Genomic DNA, 20,086 nt, shown 5'->3' with positions numbered 1-20,086 from the left:
TCTCAAACTAGATATTAAATTTTTTATTTAAAAATTCTTTAATTTTAGATTTTTTAAATACATCTTCTCCATATCCGTATCCATACCCATAGCCATATCCATACTTATACCTATAACTTAAATTAACTCCAACGTTATTTAAAATATAAGCTAAGTTTTTCAGTTTCCCTTTCTGTTTCAATTCAAGAGAATATTGCAACAACTTCTTTTCTGTAAAATCTGCTCGTACTACAAATAAAGTAACATCGGCAAATTGAGATATTGTAAGTGAGTCGGTAACCAACAATGTTGGTGCAGTATCAATTACTATATAGTCGTATTCTTTTTTAGCTTCGCTTAATAATAACTCTAAACGTCCATTAGACAAAAGTTCAGCAGGATTAGGTGGTATAATTCCTGAAAAAATCAAATCAAGTTCAGGACTGTCAAATTTTTCAGTCACTTTTAAGCTTCTCCAGTCAATTGATGTATCGTACAAATAATTAGAAAGACCAATATGGTTTTTATCCATATCAGTATAATTATGAAACTGAGGGTTTCTTAAATCCGCACCTACAACCAAAACTTTTTTACCTAAAGTAGCAAAAGCCATTCCTAAATTTATTGAAGTAAAAGTCTTACCCTCACCTTTAATTGTTGATGTTACAAATAGAACCGGAGCTGTTTTATCAATTCTTAGTGGCAACAAATATCCAATATTTGTTCTTAAAATTCTGAAAGATTCAGCAAGTACAGATCTATCATTGTCTAACATTACTTTTAAATCATCTCCAATAAAAGGAACTTCAGATACAATTGGAATGTCCCGAACTATTTTTAATAACTCTTGTTTATTATGAATTTTATTATCTAAGAAATTTTTAACAAATACAAATAGAAAGGGTATCAATAATCCAATTATTAAAGAGCCTAAATAAATTAAATCCTTTTTAGGAGAAATCGCATTTGTATTTGACGAGGCAAAATCAACCACTTTTATAGAAGGTCCAGTAACAGCTACGTTTATAGCTGCTTCTTCTCTTTTTTGTAATAAAAGAATATACAATGCCTCTTTTATACTTTGTTGTCTTTCTATACTCCTAATAAATTTTTCATATAATGGAATTTTATTAAATTTATCTAAATATTGTTGATATAAAAGATTATTTTTTGCTAGTGAAACTGCCAATTCATCTTGATAGTTTTTTATAGATTTAAACATATCCTTTTTAAGTACATCTAATTGTTCATTAATAATCTTTATTTTTGGATTATTTTCTCCTGCACTAAATAAAAGTCTTTCCCTTTCTGTAACTAAAACATTATAATTACCAAATAATTGATTAATAATAGTATTAGAAATACCCATCTCTAATGGAAATGATTCAAATTTTTTATGTGTTTTTAATGATTGCTCGATATATTTTGTTAATTCTATTTGATTTTGTATTTCTGTGATAAGTGATTTTGAGGATTCTATGTTTTTTGCTGCAGATGTTATATCTGTATCAACATTAGTTAATCCATTCTCACGTTTGTATTTCTCTTTATCGTTCTCAATGGAATCGAGTTGACTTCCTAAATAATTGAATCTATTATTAACAAAATCTATAGTTCGTTGTGAGACTAATTGCCTATCTCTAATCCCATCTAAGTCAAATTGTTTTACAATTTCGTCTAGAGTTGCTTCAACCTTATCAATATTTGTTCCAGTTAATGTAAGACCTAATATATCACTTTGGTTAGCAACACTTTTTATATTAATCCCTCCACTAAGACTTAGTGCCGTTTGACGTAATGGGGCTAGTTCAAACACAAATTGTTTACCAATATATTCCTTTATATTCAATCCTGAATTTGGTAAAATTTTAAAAGGAATTCCTGAAATAATATGAACTGAATTGAATCTAATTGGCTTCGAAGTTTCATATTTATTGTCTCCAATTATTTTGAATCCATTATTAATAATCTCGACATTAAATCGTAATGATTTAGATTCTAATTGTTTAGATGAATTTAACCATTTAACAGAAAATGGTTGAGTTTTCCATAATTCATTAGTAGTAAAATACCCTACTCTGTAATATCGTGTTGTTAGGTCTAAATTTTTAACTACACGTTCCATTAACTGATAGGACTTAATCATCTCTATTTCGTTATCTAAACCACGTTTACTGCTTTTTCCTCCAAATATGGATATCATATTATCTGGTAATTTGAATGCTGAGGAAGTATTATCTAAAATCTTAATTTCAGAATAAGACTCATAAATAGGGGTTGTATATCTTAAATAAATTTTAGCTGCAATAAAAAAAACTAGAGTTGAAATCACAAATAAATACCAATACTTTAAGTATTTATTTATTTCTCCAAGTATATCAAAATCATTTGTGCTCGCTTGGCTTTCAAATTCAAAATTTTCCATATTCAATTAACGTGTAAATAAAAGATATACTACAAAAGCAGAAGAAATAATACCCAGTATCGAAGTTATACTTGTTAACCATCCTGATTGTAATACTGCTGGTCCATTAGGCTTTACATAAATTACGTCGTTTTGCTTTAAATAGTAGTATGGGCTATTTATCAAATCTATTTTTGTTATATCTAACTTTCTATAGGTCCTTATTCCATTCTCTTCTCTTATCAAAACGATGTCGTTTTTTATTCCTGATGGTAATATATTGCCTATAGCTTGTAATATAGTTAAATTATTGTTTCCTCCAAAAGATACTGTACCTCCAGCAGAATTGTTCCCGACTGGACCTATTACTGTAACTCTAGCATTAATTATTCTTACACTTACAGTTGGATCATTAACGAATCCTTTATCAATCAGTAATTTATTAATAATTCCTTCAACTTCAGTAGTGGTTTTTCCAGCAACAGAAATTGATCCTAATCTAGGAAAAACTACCTTTCCTTCAAAAGAAACTAAATATCCATTAAGTTGAGCCGACTCTAGCGAAATTGGGGTATTAAAAGGCTCTACAGCTTCAGGAATTAATTCTCCAACTTTAATGCTTAAAATATCATCTATTTGAATTTTATTTTGATAATAATTGATTTTATCCTGAGAACCTATTTGTATGTCATTAAAATACTCTACTTCTTTTCTAGTGGTAATTATAGACTTGCAAGATTGAAGTGTTACTACTAAAAAAATAAAATAAAATATTGATTTTATTACTGCTTTATTCATGCTGTAAAAATTTGTTTTTACTCGGATTATAAATATTTATAAACTTAAATTATTTTAAAGACTGCAAATCTACAATTTATAATTTACAATTTTTTTTAATATATTGTTAAGGCTTTACAATTTGACATCTAAATCAAAAGCAACATATCTAGAATTCATACTTCTAAATTCAGGTACAATTTTTTTCATTTCAATAACTATTTCTTCGTCAGAAAAGATTTGAACTTTATCTAATAAAACCATAACTGTATCATTTATCAATTGGTAATCATCATGGACTTCTTGAGCAATTAATATTTTTTCATTATGAGTTGGGAGGGTTTTTGAAGTATCATTTAGCAATTCTTCAAAGAGCTTTTCTCCAGGTCGTAAACCTATAATTTTAATTTCAATTTCTTTATCAGGGGTAAAACCAGCTAATCGAATCATTTTTTTGGCTAAATCAATAATTTTAACTGGTTGTCCCATATCAAAAATAAAAATTTCTCCTCCATTACCCATTGTTCCTGCTTCTAATACTAATTGACACGCCTCTGGAATCGTCATAAAATAACGTATGATTTCTGGATGGGTTATGGTTAATGGTCCTCCCTCTTGAATTTGTTTGGCAAACAAAGGAACAATTGAACCATTCGACCCTAGCACATTCCCAAATCTAGTAGTTATAAATTTGGTATCACTTATTTGACTTTCTTGTTCTTTATCTAATTTATCCTGAAGTGTTTGAACATATTTTTCTGCAATCCGTTTGCTAGCGCCCATGACGCTACTAGGATTTACGGCTTTATCCGTTGAAACCATTACAAATCGTTCGACTTTATATTTTACTGATAAATCGGCTAAATTTTTTGTCCCTAATACGTTGGTATATATAGCTTGAGAAGGATTCTCTTCCATTAGTGGAACGTGTTTATAAGCTGCAGCATGGTAAACTATATCTGGTTTATATTTGATAAATACCATTTCTAAAGCTCTACTATTTCTAACATCAGCCAACACCGATCTTATTTTAATGTCCTCATTCATTGCATCTATTTCTAGACTTAAACTATGTAGTGGCGTTTCTGCCTGATCTAAAATAATAATTTTAGCAGGTTTAAAACTTAAAATCTGTCTTGTAATTTCACTTCCAATTGAGCCGGCTGCTCCAGTGATTAGAATAGTTTTATCATTTAATTGTGAAGATATTGTATTTGTATCTAAGACAATAGGTTTTCTTTCTAGCAAATCCTCTATTTCAAAGCTTTTGACTTTATTAGAAATTTGCTTTTCATCTTCCCAATCTGTAATTAAAGGAACTGTGAATACTTTAAAATTGTACTCTAGGCATTCTTCAACAATAGCCACAATTTCTTCTTTGGTCAAACTTTTTTCAGCAATAATCAAAGAGTCTGCTTTCATCGACCTTAATATTACATGAATACTTTTATTTTGATTAAGAATAGGAAGATTCAAAATTCTCTTTCCTGTTTTATTGTTGCTAAATTTATCAATAAAACCTAATAACTTAAATCGTCTCGGTTTTTCGGTTCTTAAAGCATTTGCTACTGAAATTGCATTTGCATCAGAACCATAGATTATTGCATTAGTCAATTTCTTTTTATCTTCAAAATTCATAAACCTTTGAAAAAAAAGTTTAACAACTATTCGAAATAAAAATAAAAGAATAAAAGAAATTATATAGCTAATAAATAGACCTGTAGTTAAAAATATTTTATCTCCAAAAACAAAAAACCATGAATAATTAATGAATAACAAAACAAAGTAAGAAGCTGTAGTTGACACTAGTAATTTTACCCCATCAATAAAAGTAGAATGCCTTATTATTCCTGCATATGTTCTGTAAAACAGAAAAAACATAGCATTAACAAAAACGATTATCAAATAACTTAAACTAAAGTTGCGATTATCATAAAACTTGACATTAAGGCTTGTAATAATTAAATGGGTAATAACAATAGCAAAAAAAACAATAGCTACATCTATTCCATAAATTATCCATCTTGGTAAATATCCAAAGTTGTTGAATCTCTTTTTAAAAAAGCTCTCTTTTGCTGTTTCAAAAATTGAATTTGATTTAGTAGTATTATCCAATAGAGTTAAATTTAGCTAAAAATAGCATTTTATTCCAAATTAATTAATCAATTTTAAAGAAAACATTCAATGTTTGTCGAATTCTCTTTTTATCCTCATTTTCTAGATTAGATCCAGAAGGAAGGCACAGACCATTTTCAAACAATTCTTGTGCCACTTTTTCTCCATAATAAGGGTACTTTTCAAAAATGGGTTGCAAATGCATTGGTTTCCATAAAGGTCTAGATTCTATGTTCGCGTTTTCAAAAGCTAGTCTTAAATCTTCTCTTGTTTTTCCATTGTTTTTATTTGGATCAACTAAAATCGCGCTCAACCAATGATTAGAGAAATAATCTGAATTAGGCTCGCTTAACACCTTAATTCCATCATTATTAGCAAAATAATTTGCATAAAAATCATGCATCTCTCTTCTTAATGAAACATGTTTGTCTAACACTTCCATTTGTCCTCTTCCTATTCCTGCACAAATATTGCTTAATCTATAATTATAACCTATCTCAGAATGCTGGTAATGAGGTGCATTGTCTCGTGACTGAGTTGCAAAAAAAACGGCTTTTTCTTTTAATTCTTTTGAAGAGGCAACTAAAGCCCCACCCCCTGAAGTTGTTATTATTTTATTACCATTAAACGACAAAACACCAATATCTCCAAAAGTTCCACATTTTCTACCCTTGTATGAACTACCTAAAGCCTCAGCACTATCCTCAATAATTGGTATTTCATATTTATTTGCTACCACTTTAATCTCATCAACCTTAAAAGGCATTCCGTAAAGATGAACTGCAATAATAGCTTTCGGTTTTTTGCCTTTTGAAATTCTGTCTATTATAGCTTCTTCTAAAGCTTTTGGACACATATTCCATGTTTCATATTCACTATCAATAAATATTGGAATTGCACCTTGATACAATATTGGATTAGCTGAAGCTGAAAATGTAAAGCTTTGACAAATTACTTCATCTCCTAACTTTACTCCTAATAAAACCAATCCTAAATGAATAGCTGCAGTCCCAGAACTTAAAGCTGCTACATGACCGTTTTCATTGATATATTGTTCTAAATCTCGTTCAAAACCAGTTACGTTGGGCCCTAAAGGCGCAACCCAATTGGTTTCAAATGCTTCATTTACATATTTCTGTTCATTTCCCCCCATGTGAGGTGATGAAAGCCAAATTTTGGAATTATTCATTTTAATGTTTAAAAAAAATTATTAAGCTATTTAAAAAAAGCTCGGATAAAATAAGCCATTTTTACAATATCCAATTTTTACAAATTAACGAAAATTATTTTCTTGATTGTCTTAAAAACAATCATTAAATCTATTGTCAATGAATTATTATGATAATAATCTAAATTCATTTTTACTTTATCTCTAAAAATAACCTCATCATTATATTTTTTTGGATTAATTTGTTGCTGTAAAATAGCTTCTTCATTTACATACTTTAATGAGGCTACACTTGTTATTCCTGGTTTTAACTTTAATATGTCTCTTTCATTACCCACTAATAAATCGTAATATCCTGAAATATCAGGACGTGGCCCTACAATGCTCATGTCTCCTTTAAATACATTCCAAAATTGCGGTAATTCATCTATTTTAAATTTTCTTAAAAACGACCCATATAATGAAATACTATCATCACATCTGATTGTTTTTAATTTAAACATTTTAAAAAAGTTACCAAATTGACCGACTCTTTCTTGAATGAAAATGCCATTTGAATTGGTATCTAAACTACAAAAAATAAATAATAATAGTAAAGGAAATATAAATAGTAATAATGCTACAAAAGAAAACACTATGTCAAAAATACGCTTTGGCATTGATTTATTTTCTTAATAGAATTTAGGACAACATTAGTTTTATTCCCTTAGAAATTGCTGTTTGAGGAGACCAATTTAGCTCTTTAAAAGTTTTTATTGGATTGAAAAAAAATGATTTCCCTGTTTCATCACCAATAAATTCTATAGAGCTTCCTGTATGCTTTCTTATTTCCTCAGCAATTTCTTTATTTGAAACTGAAATTCCTGTCGCACCAAGATATCGATTATTATCATGGCTTTGTAAACATGCAATACATAGACTTACTGCATCATCAATATATATGTAATCTTGTTTTCTTTCTCCTTTTCCGAATAAAGTTATTTTTTTATTATTTCTCGCAGCATCGATGATTTGAGGGATAAATGATTTATTAGCAATCCCAGGTCCATAGACATAAGTCAATCTTAAAATCGAAAAATGTTTCATGGCGCTTACAATAAATTCTCCAGATAATTTTGAAAGCGCATATAAGCCAGGATTATTGAAAACGGAATCCTCTGTTATAATTTCATCGGAATTACCATAAACATTAGTACTCGATATGTACACCATTTTTGAGTTTGCAAACTTTAATGAATATTGATACAAATCATCATTTAGTTGTAACATTTCATGATGAGTTAGAGAGTAATTTCCTGGCAGATAGTATATATAATCAGGCAGAATTTCTGATTCAAAAAGTTGAGTCTTTGTATAAATAGTTGCTAACTTATTTATTTTATTGAAACTTGAATTATAAATTGCAACAACATTATGGTTTTGAGATAAAAGTTTATCCACTAAAGCACTTCCTAGAAAACCATTTGCACCAACAACTACGGCTGTTTTCATATATGTAAAAATTATTTATTAGTGGTCATATATGGTATCGCTTAATAATTTAAAGGTGTATACTTACGTAAACTACTTGTTAATGGCGATTTCATTACCTATTTTTTAGACTAAAATTATAAAAATCAGGTTTTAAGTTCTCATATTCTCCTTCTTTTTTAAGAGTATTGAATTCTTTTTCGTCTACAAAAACATCTGACCAAGTCCTTAAAACTAAACCGTTTTTGAGTATTGGTTTGTTAATTTCTGTTCCAAAAAAATAGTATTTCAACAACTCTTCTACTTCATTAAACCCGAAGAAATGTCTTAATGGAGTTGTTCCGCTGAAACGTCCATTAATTTCAAAAATAACAGGCTTGCCATTAAAAATTCGAAATTGAAAATTTACGGGTCCATCTGGATTTAACTTTTCGGCAATTGGAATTATAAATGAATCATATTTTGACGTTTCCTCATCAATATAGGCTCTATAGGTATTGCCGTCTCTTAAATCACGTTTCAGTGTAACAATTGCTTTACACTTACCATCTACAACTATACACCCTGAGGTAAACTCACCCTCTGATTCTGACAAAAATTGTTGAACCACCAAATTACTTTCTGGATGGTAAATAGCCATTAATTCTTCATGATTTTCTATCTTCATAATTCCTAATGATCGAGCACCATCAAATGGTTTTGCAAATAATGGAAACCCCAACTTTTCTTCAATTTCTAGCAGTTTGCTTTTGTTGTTTGCCATTACAGAAAATGGATATGGAAAATTATTTTCCTCCAAAAAAGAGGAAGTTAAAAATTTATTATTCGCAATAGTAATAACTTCTTCACTACTTACCACAACTTTACAATTGTATTTTTTTAAAAAAATATCTTTATGTTTTGCAAAAAAGGGTAATTCAACATCTGTACCTACCAATACAGCATCTATCTTATATTTAACGATAATTTCTTCTACAACTTTACTATAATTGTCTTCGTTAACTTTAGGCAAAGTTAATGCATAATCTCCTAACCAATGTCCAGAAGACCTTGGGTCAGGATCGGCAGTAAATATTTTCTTTGGAAAATCTGATATTTGTAATAATCGTAAAATACCTTGCCCTAATAAAGCACCAGCACCTGTTACCAAAACGTTTTTAATCATGGTTTTTTATTTTTTTCTTCATAATATTCTGTAAATGCTGGCATACTTATGTGTCCATCATTATTACTTATTCCTTCTCTAATGAGTACTTTTTTTATAGTGATAAAGAGTATTTTCAAATCCAACACAACTGACACATGATCAACATACCAAACATCGTATTCAAATTTTTCATCCCATGAGATGGTATTTCTCCCATTAACTTGAGCCCAACCTGTAATTCCAGGTTTAACTTCATGACGCCTATTTTCAAAATCACTATATATTTCTAAATAACTTGGCAGTAAAGGTCGTGGCCCTATTAAACTCATTTCGCCTTTTATTACATTCAGCAATTGAGGTATTTCATCTAAAGAAGTCTTTCTAACAAATGAACCTACTTTTGTAAGTCTTTCTGCGTCTGAAAGCAAATTACCTTTTTTATCTTTTTTATCGTTCATGGTTTTAAACTTAACGATTTTAAAAATATTACCATTTTTACCGGGACGCAATTGAAAGAAAAAAGGTTTCCCATTATTAGCTATAAACAATAAAAAAGTTACTGCTAAAAAAACAGGAGACAATATTACAAATCCAAGAAATGCTATACTAAAATCGAAAAATGGTTTAACTATTGATTTATACATTTCGTTGTAAATTATTTTTCATTGGCAAATATAATTCGCATTTAAATTCTTGGATCAAAAGTACGATATTCTGAAAGAATGGCATCCCAAACAACCTTTTGTTCGTATCTAGAAACAATCATTGCCCGTGAATTCGTTTTCATTTTTGTAGTTAATAAAGTATTTGACAAGATTTTTTTCATGGCTTCAAAAATGGCTAAGTCATTTTTTACTGGAATTATAAATCCATTCTCTTTTTCTATTATTATTTCATTGCAACCGTTAATATTTGAGACTATACATGGCAAATTCATGGCTCCAGCCTGCATCACAACATTAGGAAAACCTTCCCGATAACTAGGAAAAACAAGTGTATTTGCAATTGCAAAATAAGGTCTAACATCATTTTTAAAACCCACAGCAAGTATAGAATTATTTGTATTTATGCTATTGACTGTTGTGCTTGATAGTGGGTCTAAATCATTTTCATAATCGCCAACTAAAAGTAATTTTATTTTAGCATTTTCTTTTTGCAACAGTTCGAAAGCAAGAACCATTTCATTAATACCTTTATCACGAACTAAACGCCCTACAAAAACAAAAACAAAATCGTCTGGATGAATTCCTAATTCGTTTTTTAGATTCAAATTTTGATTTACTGAAAACAATTCAGAGTTAAAATAAGAAGTGTCAATTCCGTTGGAACTTCCATTGGCCAAAACTTTTAGTTTTTCTGGTTCACAAAAATTATTTTCAATTATAATATCTCTTAATCCAAAAGAATTTGGGTACACTTTGTTAGCACAAGCATAAGTGAATTTTTCTACCACATTTAATAGTTTCCTTTTTAAACCTGTAACTTCTAACAATGGCAAACCTGCTACGGTATGCAACCTGTGAGGAACTCCAGCTAATTTTGCCGCCAACATACCAACAATTCCCGCTTTTGGAGTATGAGAATGAACTATTAATGGTTTTGTTTTTTTTAAGAATAAAAATAATTTAATAACAGCTATTATATCTTTTATTGGCGTTATTTTTCTTGTCATTTCAAGATGAAAAACAGGAACTTCTTGAGCTTTACCTAATTTTTCTAAATTCTCTTTCTCAGAAGAAACAGCAATTACATCATAAAAAGAACTCATAAAACGCAATTGCCCTGAGAGTAATTTTTCTAAAGAAATTGGAACCGTAGTGATACGAATAATTTTTTCTTTCATATGATTTTAGAGCGCTGAAACGTAAAACTTTGTTTGATAATGAAAAGCAAACCAACTATGATAAAGGGCTGAAACATCATTTTTGTTCTCATAAAAATACCTAAATTAGCGTATCGCTCCACGTAAAGAATTCCACAAACTAGAGTAAATACTAAAATCCATTTTAACCATTCTGTAAAGATGATTTTATTTCTAAATCTTACTATAAAGTACAAACCAATAATATGAATACTAAGAACAAAAACATTTTCTAGACTTGAAAAAAGAGATAAAATTGAATTTGCATCATAAAATAAAGGTCTGAAATAGAAAGAAAACATCTTATAAAACCAATTATAATCTAACATTGGCACATAAGAACCTGAGAATCGAAAAGAATGTATAGAATACTCGTTAAAATAATTAATCCGCTGCCAATCCCAATATCGAATATGGGTCATTTTAAAAACTATATATAAAAGAAATGACAAAATTAAAACATATATCAAAGTAAATAACAACCTTTTTTTAAGCGAGATTTTTCTTTTGAAAAAATAAACTAGAGCCCAAGATAAAAGCAACATCAATGCCACATGTGGTCTTATAATTAGTATCAGTAAAGCGCCTACAACAAAACTAAATGATTTATATGCTTCTATTGTAAATGCATAGAATACAGAAGCTAAACCGAAGAAAACTAAAGGTTCTTTTCCTAATCCTGAAGTCCAAAAATGTAAATTTGGTAAAAAATACAAAACTGGAATCATATTAAACCCTTGAATAAACCATTTTGTTCCCAAAACAATATGAATCCATTTAATGTACATTAAAACTCCCAAAAAACCAACTAAGCCATAAAGTATAAATCCAAACCAAAAGGGAAATCCTAATTTTATAAAAGGATAATTAATAAAAATAATAAATGGAGTTCCAAATTTAGCAAATGACAACCATGAATATTTATCTATATCAAAAGTTATAGCCCAATATAATAAAGCGTCAGATTTACCTCTAACAATTCTAATTATGTATGCAAAATAAATAAATAAACAATGATAAATAAATAGAATTGATATCCATTGTTTTTGAAATAAAGTTGGCAAATAAATAAAGTGTTTTTTATTCAAACTTGTTAAATAAAATAATTAATTCTTATAAAATTACGAAACATCAAGCTGTAACTCTTGCATAGTTTTACTTTCCATTCCAAAATTATCTTTACAATAGGTGTACACTTCTATAATTGCTTTTAATGTTTTAATTGCCCCTTCAGGGTCTATACCAAAATTATGAGGATGCCACCATAAATGATACACTTCACCTTTTTGAGCAGCTTGTATAATCTCATTTTTTATACGATTCAATCGTAATGAATTTATCAACTCTATTGTATGTTGTGGTCTTAAAAACCGACTTGAGGGCTGACATAAAGGAATATTTTTTATTAAACTATCTGCTCCATATGATTTTGTGCCTAGTGGAAAGTAAGCGTCGGCGGTTCGAAAAACTTTTGTTGCAATTGTTTGTGGAGCCATTGTATTCCAATACCAAACATTTGGATTAGAACGAACAGAACTTAATCCTTTTTGAGCACAACATGCTAAATAGGATTCATTAAATTGGTTTCTGGGAAATACAAGAGACTTAAGATTAATGTTGAATTTACTAGCTAATTTAATCGCTATATCAATATCAGATGCAAATTGTTCTTCATTTTGACCTGATTCTAAACAATAATAATGAGAATATGTATGAGTCCCTACTTCTTGACCTTTAGCCTGCTGAATCTCTTTAATTAAATTTGGGGCGAAAAAAAATCGATCTAAACCTGATTTCCTATGCATTGCTCCGTAGGCATAGGCATCTAATTTTTCGTTTTGATAGGTGGGTTTATTGTTTGGACTATTTGCCACCCATTCTTCCCAATTATCATTAAAAAGCATTCCCACTGTAGCCCAAGTTGCACGAACTTCATTCTTGTCAAAACATTCTATAATTTCAGGAATTACGTTCAATGTATTGTCAAAATATTGTTTTTTATTTAATATATCTGCATGATCAAATATACCCCATATTAGTTCAAAATCTAGAGAAATAACTAGTGTTCCATTTTTCATTTACATTTTTTTTAAACTGCTTCTGGTATGGAAATATTTTTTTGCTTCATTTTTTCCAAATACTTCCATTTTTCTAAACCTAAAAAATAGTAAATTACAAAAAAACCAAAATACATTACCATAGACTTTTGTCTCATAATAATTCCTAAATTAGACATAACAAAGGTTAACGCAAATGAAGACAATAAAAAAACTATAGCAGACATTTTTACCATATAGGGTGCTTTTAGAATAAAACGAACGAAACGCATATTCATAATTTTAGCAAATAACAACAAATAAATTAAATTTTCTATCGAACTAAATTGTCCAACTAACCCAGGAGAATCAATAAATAATGGCCGAAACCAGAAGGTAAACAATTTTAAGGGCAAAGCATAATTAGACATTGATACTCCTGAATCAGCAGAGCTTTCAAGCCTTGAAGCACTTGCCTGAGTAAAATCTTCAAAATCATCTACTACATTTTCAGAATTTTCTAATTTAGCTACTGCTAAAATAGAACTACTTGCAGCTACTAAAAAACCTAAAGAAGCAACTATTACAAGAAGTTTAATACCAATACTAGTCTTTCCTTTACCAAACAATATTCCAACCATTACACCAACTAAGACAAAAAGCATAACGTGGGGACGAACCATATAAATAAAAAAACCTCCAATAATAAGAGGGATAACTCTTTTTTGAGGATATTTTACCGCAAAAGTAAAAAGCATTAATCCCATAAAAATCATTGATCCTTTACCTAAAGATGCTGTCCAAAAATGCATATTAGGAAGGAAAAGGAGTAATGTAAGCAAATCAAATCGTCCAAATACAATTACGTTGATTGGAATGTTTTCTTTAAAATAGAGATAAGCATAAACAAAACCAATATAACCCATCCAAGCAAAAACAAGCATCATCGAGGAATATGAAAGTCCCAGCTGAATAAATGGAGCCGCAAAAAAACTGATGAATTTAGTACCTGTTCTAAAATTAATAAACCAATCATCCCAAATTGAAGAGGCTTCTATGTAATATATTCCAGCATCAGTACCATATACAAGGCTGTAAATAAAATAAATTACGAAAAAAGAAAGATGATACCATAACAATTTCATCATTAATTTTTTATCAAAAAACGAATATTTTTTTGCTAAATTATTTAGCATAAAATTGTTTGCAAAAAATAAGAAAATTAAAGTGAGAACAAAATCAATGTCTATCATCTAAAATAATTCTAAATCTCCTAAACTATACTTCCAATTGTAAATGTTTAAGGCTTTGTTAATAAATGAGTCATTTTTTGTTAGTGCTTTAAAAGTAAATTTAGGACCAAATTTACCATGTAATCTAAAGTAAAATAAATTTTTATTTGCCAATGTCATTATCCAGCATCGATTTTGGAAAGCATAATTAACTATAACACTTCGTATTTCATTTTCAACTAAATTTTGATTTGTACTGATAACTTCAACTATTCTTAATTCCTTAAAAAGCCGTCGTTTTTTAACGTACATCGCTACATAGAAATCATTAGAAGATACTACTTTATATTTTTGCATTGGATTATTTTCAAAACGCCATCTCAAATATGATGCTGACTTTGGGGTAAAGATGACGTTATTTTCTGATAAAACTTTATTGTGAATTTCACAAAGTTCTTGCAATCTTTTATCCTCAATTTTATTAGTATTTACAATCATTTTTTTGAAAATATTTTGAAAAAAATATCCTATTGTTGGTACAATTGTAATTGGCAAAGCATCAACTATAACCCAACCCATTTTTAAATATCCAGGTCGACTTTTATCATTAGGTGTATTAAAAACAAAAGTTTCTTGATTTTCTTGAACGTCGTCTAAAGCTTTTAAAGTAAGTCTCTTAAAAATTCCTTTTCCCTGAAAATCAGGATGAGTAGCCGTATCTACTGCTCTATAAGCTGTCCAAACATGATTACCTAATTGCCAATTCCATTTCATAAAAGCCCTAACCCCAATAAATGCTTCATTTTCTAGAGCTACTAATACCTGAGAATGTCCGAATGGGTTGTCAACATGTTTAAAATTCCAAATATTTGCAGTTTTTTCTACTACGCTTTCTCCCAAACTTAGTTTCAACAAATCAACTATAGCAGAAATATCATTTACTTCAGAAGTTTTAATTGTCATAATTTGTATGAAAGATATATGGTTTCTAATTGTTTTACCATAGTATTAATACTAAAAGAACTTTCTACTCTAAGTCTAGCTTTTGATTGTAAATGGGCCATTTTTGCTGGATTATCTGCTAATTCAACAATTAGTGTAGACAGTTTTGGCCAATTATCTACATCAACTATAAGTCCGTCAATTTCATCCCGCAATACTTCTTTAATTCCTCCTGCATTGGTTGAGACAACTGCGCAACTCATACTCATAGCTTCAAGTAGTGCTATTGGCAAGCCTTCAAAAGAAGAGCACATCATAAAAACATCCATTACCTCATAATAGGGTTTTACATTGGCTTGTAATCCTGCAAAAAAAACTTTTGATTCTAGATTTAATTCTACATACTTTGCTTTAATCTCCTCTTCTAAAACCCCAGCTCCAATAACTATTCCATATATATTAGGATTTACATCGATAGCTGCTTTCATGATTTCCATCCATTTATCGAGACGTTTTTGAAAACGAAATACAGCCACAGTACCTACCACTATTGCATTTTCAGGAATATTAAATTGGTTTCTTATTGAAGTTCTTTCTTCTGGCATACACCTTGTAAAATGCTGAGTATTCGCTCCATTTAATACTGTCTTAGAGGCTGTTTTTGGATTAATATTTTTAATTATGGACTTTAATACATCTTCTGAAACACCAATAGCCAAGGTTTGGTAATTAAATGTCCATTTATTGATATATTTTGTTATAAAATGATACCGTTCCTGCAAATTATGTTCTGTATAAATGACTGGAATATTCGTTAACTTATGAACTGCCCTACTAACAAAACCTGCCCAAGGTAAGTGTGCATGAATAAGTTGTATTTGGTTTTCGGTGCAATATTTTATAATATTTGTAAAATGTAAAATGAGTTGAATGTTGTTTTTAGCAGAAAAACAGGTTACTTTCCCTCCTGCATTTTCAATAGACTCAACCAATTGATTTTTCCAAGGTAAAAAATAGATATAATGAAACTCAAATTGATCTTGATCATGCTGCTTCAAAGTCTCAGGCAATAGCATTTCTGCTCCACCGCGACCTAGTGATTTAATAATGTGAAGTATTTTAATTTTTTCCATTACTTATTTTTAAATAGGTCTTTTCAAATTGTTGAACTATGTATTCATTACTAAAATTTTCTTCAACTAAACTGTAAGCTTGATTAGCAATATCATTAGTATTTGAATCAATTGCTTTTTTCATTAGTGATGCAAATTCTTCTTCATTCCCTTTTTCTGCTAAGAATCCAGTTTCATTAGGCTTTACAATCTCCGAAATACCACCTACGTTATTCGCAACTACTACTGTTTTACAATACATAGCTTCTAAAATAACACCCGGTAAACCTTCAATAATACTTGGTAAAACTAGTACATCTGCTTTAGCTATATAATCTAAAGGATTAGTGACCCAACCATAAAAAAGAATGGATGACCCTAACTTCTTAACTTCTACTATTTTCTCAATTTCTTTTCGTAGTAGACCATCTCCAAAAAGATGAAGAATTGCATTAGGCTGTTTTTTTAAAAACAATTCCCAAATATCTAATAGCCCTTTATGATTTTTTTCGAAAGTAAATCCACCAACATGAATGATATTAAAGGGAGTGTTATTAGCTTCTTTCCAATCAACTTTATGAATAACCTGCTTCTCTACTCCTATAGGAATTACAGTTGTTTTATTTTTGGTAGCTGGAAATAATTGATTCAAATCTTTTTTGGAATATTCAGAAACCGAAATAATTGCATCTGTTTTAGAATAAAGAAATTCATTAATCTTCTTTGTACTCTTTGATTTTATGTAACCACTAACAGTACTTGCATTACGAGCTACTATCAAAGATTTCCAACCAAATATTAGCTTAGACAAAACCGCAAATTTTAGTGTGTCTCCAGCATTACATTGTACTAAATCAGGTTTGTATTCTTTTACTAATTGCGCTAATTTTTTCCAAGCAGTAAAATCATACCAGCGTTTTGATAAAGGTCTATTTAAATGAATAATTTTTCCTGAAAAAGGCAAATCGCAAACTCCTTCAAATAAACTGATTAAAATAACTTTATGCCCTAGCTGTTGTAATTGTTCCGAAAGTTGAGCAGCGAAAATCTCTGCACCTCGCTTTTGAGGCTTTTGAATCAGTTGAAAAATAATCATTTATGAGTTAGTTTTTGATACAAATCATACATTTTTTGATGTACTGACTCTATTTGAAAGTTTTCTTTAAAAATTTCTTTGCTTTTTTTCGAGAAACAAGTTCTTAAATCAACTTTCGTTACTAGTTTTTCAATTGCCGAAGCTAATTGACTTGCATTATTTATTTCAAAAGTTAAAGCATTTTCATTCGCTTTTACCACTTCAAGCATCATAGACAAATGCGTACAAATAATTGGTAAACTCGCAGCTTCAGCTTCAATCAAAACTCCAGGCAAACCTTCAAATCGTGATGGAAAAACAAAAATATCTGACATGTTTAGAAGTGCAGGAATATCTGTTCTGTGTCCTAAAAAAGAAACATAAGAACTTATCCCTTTTTCTTGAACTTGTTTTTGTAACGATAAAGTTGCTTTACCTTCTCTTCCAACAACTAACAGATGGATTTTGTCTACTATATTTTTTTGAAGAAGTGAAATGGCATCAAACAAAACATCTTGACCTTTTTGATATTCTTGACGTGCCACATTGATTAATACCAATTGATTTTCAGCTATTCCAAAATCTGATTTAGATAAAGAAGCAACTTCATAATTTTCTCCTTTTCTACCCCTGTGAACCACTGTCATTTTTTTGGCAGAAATACCAAGTTTCTTTTGATAATGTTCTGCCACAGAATACCCATTTGGATGAAAATGATTAGTTCCGAAAGAACTAGTAATTATGTCTAAAAATCTGTAAAATTCTAATTTGTACTTTGTAACTCCAGGTTCATTTAAACGATTATCGCTATATGTATGATTGACTAAACTTTCTAAATGCACAAAGGAATTATCGAGAACTCGAATAGACCGAACCAATAAATTGGAATTAAACAATACCGAATGAATACAATCTGGGTTAAAATCTAAAATAATTTGTTGCAATGCCTTTCTTTTCTCCCAGAATCCTTTTTGTGGTAAAGTTTTAATCAGTTTACTGTCTAATCCAAATGATTCTGGATTGTATTCAGGATGCATTTCTTTTGTTTTACAAATAAGGATTTCCTCTCCCATATCCTTTAAATAGCTGAACAATTCCAAAGTAGAAAATTCTGCTCCACCTGTAAAAAAAGAATCTATAACTAATAGTATTCGCATGTTTATATTTTTCTTACCAATTGTTGACTATCAATAAATTGCCAACCATTTGCTTGATTATAAGTATGTGTTGCCAAATTTTCTTTTCTCCAATTTGGTAAAATGGTGTCTACTAAACGCTCCTCGTAATTTAAATCATCTAGTTGTAAAATCTCATATATTTGAATGGCATACCCGTATTTTGGAGCTCCTAATTGTGCAGGACGAAAAGTTTTTCCTTCTTTCTGAAAAATTTCACCAGCGCATCGCCCACCTCTAACATCTATTTTTATTGGACTTGCAGGGTGTTCTTTCCACGAACCTAAAGGTCCATCTTCTAATATGTAAAGTTGCAATAAATCATTAGGCGTTAATGTAGCTTTGGATCGTTCTGAAGCAAAACAATACCATTTCCCATTGTGTTCGAAAGGAGTAGCATCGTATAATTTTTTATTTTCAACAACTATTTTTTGTTTCGTCCAATTGTAAGGAAACGATTTGGATTTATAAAGGATTACATTACCTGAATCACCTGTTTCGGGCATCATATACCATGTATTTTCATACTGAAAAACAAAAGGATACGATAAATGAAAGGATTCTTGAATTATTGTTTGTGGACTTCCAAAACGCTTTTCTTCGTTTATGTATTTAAAACAGACTATTTTGCCCAATCCTTTACCTATAATTTCTTCGGCAAATAACCACAATTCATTATTGTGATAAACCGGAAATGGGTCTGCCCAACTTATCCCTTTAGGAGGAATTAAATTTTGAAATCGATAGAATGATTCTTCTGAATTGTTGGTTTTAGAATGACTAATAATCCATTGTTCTTCATAAAAAAGATTTTCGAAAGTTCGTTTCAAAATTCGAATTCCAAAATCAAAAATAATTCTTAACGCCCTTTTATTATCGGGGTTTTTAAAAAGTGGATTGCTATAAAAATCAAATGGTTCCCTTTCAGACAATAGCTTACCAATTGCTAGCTTGTCTAACTTTTCATGAAAAAGCCTAACGCCAGTTTCAAACAAATTGACTTGATTTCTATGAAATGATAAAAGATCTGTTTTTGTGAAAGCTCTACCGATGACTTTGCCTCCATCTAAATCTTCTGTGATTTGTTGTAATGTTACTCCAGAAATTTCTTCTTGCCTAACCACTTCCCAAAAACCTGGTGGCCCACCTCGATTAACTTTATTATCGCCGTGATGTAGAGACCAAATTCCAAATTTAGGCATCGCTAAAATTGGTCCTCTCAAAATTCTGAAACCAAAACGAAGAATTAAATCAGGCTGTTTTTCTCTTAAAAAAGAAAGGCAATCTTCATCGAGCCAATCGCTAAATTGTTTTTGTATTGGAGTGGTTGAATAAATTAAATTAGTATCTAAATTTAGAGATACTGTCTGAAACGGATTGCTTTTAGCTTTAAAGAACTTACTATCTAAATAGCGTAACCCTCTATATAAAAAAGAAGAATTGGAATGCTTACTCCCTTTATTTACAACTACACCGCTAACAACAAAATCTGAAGATGAGGCAACATATTCAACAATATCGGCAACCCACTTTTTTACGCGCTGACCGTCTGTTAGAATTATAACTTTAATTGGTGAATTCATTAAATAAAAG

The 20,086-nt window shown here is 29.8% G+C and carries 17 protein-coding genes; all 17 read right to left on the bottom strand.

From position 1 onward, the window contains the following. Window positions 1-7 precede the first annotated feature (7 nt). The 17 genes from F6464_RS10015 to F6464_RS09935 all read right to left on the bottom strand — a co-directional run bounded on the left by F6464_RS10015 (window position 8) and on the right by F6464_RS09935 (window position 20,076). The gene (locus tag F6464_RS10015) at window positions 8-2,404 is read right to left on the bottom strand and encodes a GumC family protein (RefSeq protein ID WP_151107668.1); all 2,397 of its coding nucleotides are present in this window, start codon (window positions 2,402-2,404) and stop codon (window positions 8-10) included. Window positions 2,405-2,410: 6 nt separating this feature from the next. Beyond that, window positions 2,411-3,181: a polysaccharide biosynthesis/export family protein gene (locus F6464_RS10010; RefSeq protein ID WP_151107667.1), complete on the bottom strand. Its 771-nt coding sequence runs from the start codon at window positions 3,179-3,181 to the stop codon at window positions 2,411-2,413. A 114-nt stretch (window positions 3,182-3,295) separates the two neighbouring features. Continuing rightward, the gene (locus tag F6464_RS10005; RefSeq protein WP_317132237.1) at window positions 3,296-5,275 is read right to left on the bottom strand and encodes a polysaccharide biosynthesis protein; all 1,980 of its coding nucleotides are present in this window, start codon (window positions 5,273-5,275) and stop codon (window positions 3,296-3,298) included. 43 nt (window positions 5,276-5,318) lie between these two features. After that, on the bottom strand, window positions 5,319-6,464 hold the full coding sequence (locus F6464_RS10000; RefSeq protein WP_151107666.1) for a DegT/DnrJ/EryC1/StrS family aminotransferase: 1,146 nt from the start codon (window positions 6,462-6,464) through the stop codon (window positions 5,319-5,321). 77 nt (window positions 6,465-6,541) lie between these two features. Further along, on the bottom strand, window positions 6,542-7,102 hold the full coding sequence (locus tag F6464_RS09995) for a sugar transferase (protein ID WP_151107665.1): 561 nt from the start codon (window positions 7,100-7,102) through the stop codon (window positions 6,542-6,544). Window positions 7,103-7,124: 22 nt separating this feature from the next. After that, the gene (locus F6464_RS09990; RefSeq protein ID WP_151107664.1) at window positions 7,125-7,934 is read right to left on the bottom strand and encodes an NAD-dependent epimerase/dehydratase family protein; all 810 of its coding nucleotides are present in this window, start codon (window positions 7,932-7,934) and stop codon (window positions 7,125-7,127) included. A gap of 94 nt (window positions 7,935-8,028) precedes the next feature. Then, complete coding sequence (locus F6464_RS09985; RefSeq protein WP_151107663.1) at window positions 8,029-9,078, bottom strand: ATP-grasp domain-containing protein; 1,050 nt, start codon at window positions 9,076-9,078, stop codon at window positions 8,029-8,031. Continuing rightward, window positions 9,075-9,704, bottom strand: coding sequence for a sugar transferase (locus F6464_RS09980; protein WP_151107662.1), 630 nt, complete (start codon window positions 9,702-9,704; stop codon window positions 9,075-9,077). The genes F6464_RS09985 and F6464_RS09980 overlap by 4 nt, the downstream gene beginning before the upstream one ends. A gap of 41 nt (window positions 9,705-9,745) precedes the next feature. Continuing rightward, window positions 9,746-10,903 carry a glycosyltransferase family 4 protein gene (locus tag F6464_RS09975; RefSeq protein WP_151107661.1) on the bottom strand — a complete coding sequence of 386 codons (1,158 nt, stop codon included), beginning with the start codon at window positions 10,901-10,903 and terminating at the stop codon, window positions 9,746-9,748. Next, window positions 10,900-12,009: a hypothetical protein gene (locus F6464_RS09970; RefSeq protein ID WP_151107660.1), complete on the bottom strand. Its 1,110-nt coding sequence runs from the start codon at window positions 12,007-12,009 to the stop codon at window positions 10,900-10,902. The genes F6464_RS09975 and F6464_RS09970 overlap by 4 nt, the downstream gene beginning before the upstream one ends. 33 nt (window positions 12,010-12,042) lie before the next feature. Then, complete coding sequence (locus tag F6464_RS09965) at window positions 12,043-12,999, bottom strand: polysaccharide deacetylase family protein (protein ID WP_151107659.1); 957 nt, start codon at window positions 12,997-12,999, stop codon at window positions 12,043-12,045. Between the two features lie 11 nt (window positions 13,000-13,010). Beyond that, window positions 13,011-14,105, bottom strand: a complete 1,095-nt coding sequence (locus F6464_RS09960; RefSeq protein ID WP_225318061.1) for a hypothetical protein — start codon at window positions 14,103-14,105, stop codon at window positions 13,011-13,013. A gap of 105 nt (window positions 14,106-14,210) precedes the next feature. After that, complete coding sequence (locus F6464_RS09955; RefSeq protein WP_151107657.1) at window positions 14,211-15,152, bottom strand: GNAT family N-acetyltransferase; 942 nt, start codon at window positions 15,150-15,152, stop codon at window positions 14,211-14,213. Then, complete coding sequence (locus F6464_RS09950) at window positions 15,149-16,264, bottom strand: glycosyltransferase (RefSeq protein WP_151107656.1); 1,116 nt, start codon at window positions 16,262-16,264, stop codon at window positions 15,149-15,151. The genes F6464_RS09955 and F6464_RS09950 overlap by 4 nt, the downstream gene beginning before the upstream one ends. Beyond that, window positions 16,251-17,339, bottom strand: a complete 1,089-nt coding sequence (locus F6464_RS09945) for a glycosyltransferase family 4 protein (protein ID WP_151107655.1) — start codon at window positions 17,337-17,339, stop codon at window positions 16,251-16,253. Before F6464_RS09945 ends, F6464_RS09950 begins: the two co-directional genes overlap by 14 nt. Beyond that, window positions 17,336-18,475, bottom strand: coding sequence for a glycosyltransferase family 4 protein (locus F6464_RS09940; protein ID WP_151107654.1), 1,140 nt, complete (start codon window positions 18,473-18,475; stop codon window positions 17,336-17,338). The genes F6464_RS09945 and F6464_RS09940 overlap by 4 nt, the downstream gene beginning before the upstream one ends. A gap of 2 nt (window positions 18,476-18,477) precedes the next feature. Further along, complete coding sequence (locus tag F6464_RS09935) at window positions 18,478-20,076, bottom strand: glucosamine inositolphosphorylceramide transferase family protein (RefSeq protein ID WP_151107653.1); 1,599 nt, start codon at window positions 20,074-20,076, stop codon at window positions 18,478-18,480. Between the last annotated feature and the right edge of the window lie 10 nt (window positions 20,077-20,086).

Source organism: Flavobacterium luteum (genome assembly GCF_008806775.1).
In the GTDB taxonomy this organism is placed as follows: domain Bacteria; phylum Bacteroidota; class Bacteroidia; order Flavobacteriales; family Flavobacteriaceae; genus Flavobacterium; species Flavobacterium luteum.
The sequence above is the reverse complement of the archived record's forward strand: the minus strand, read 5'-3'. Positions and strand labels throughout refer to the sequence as shown.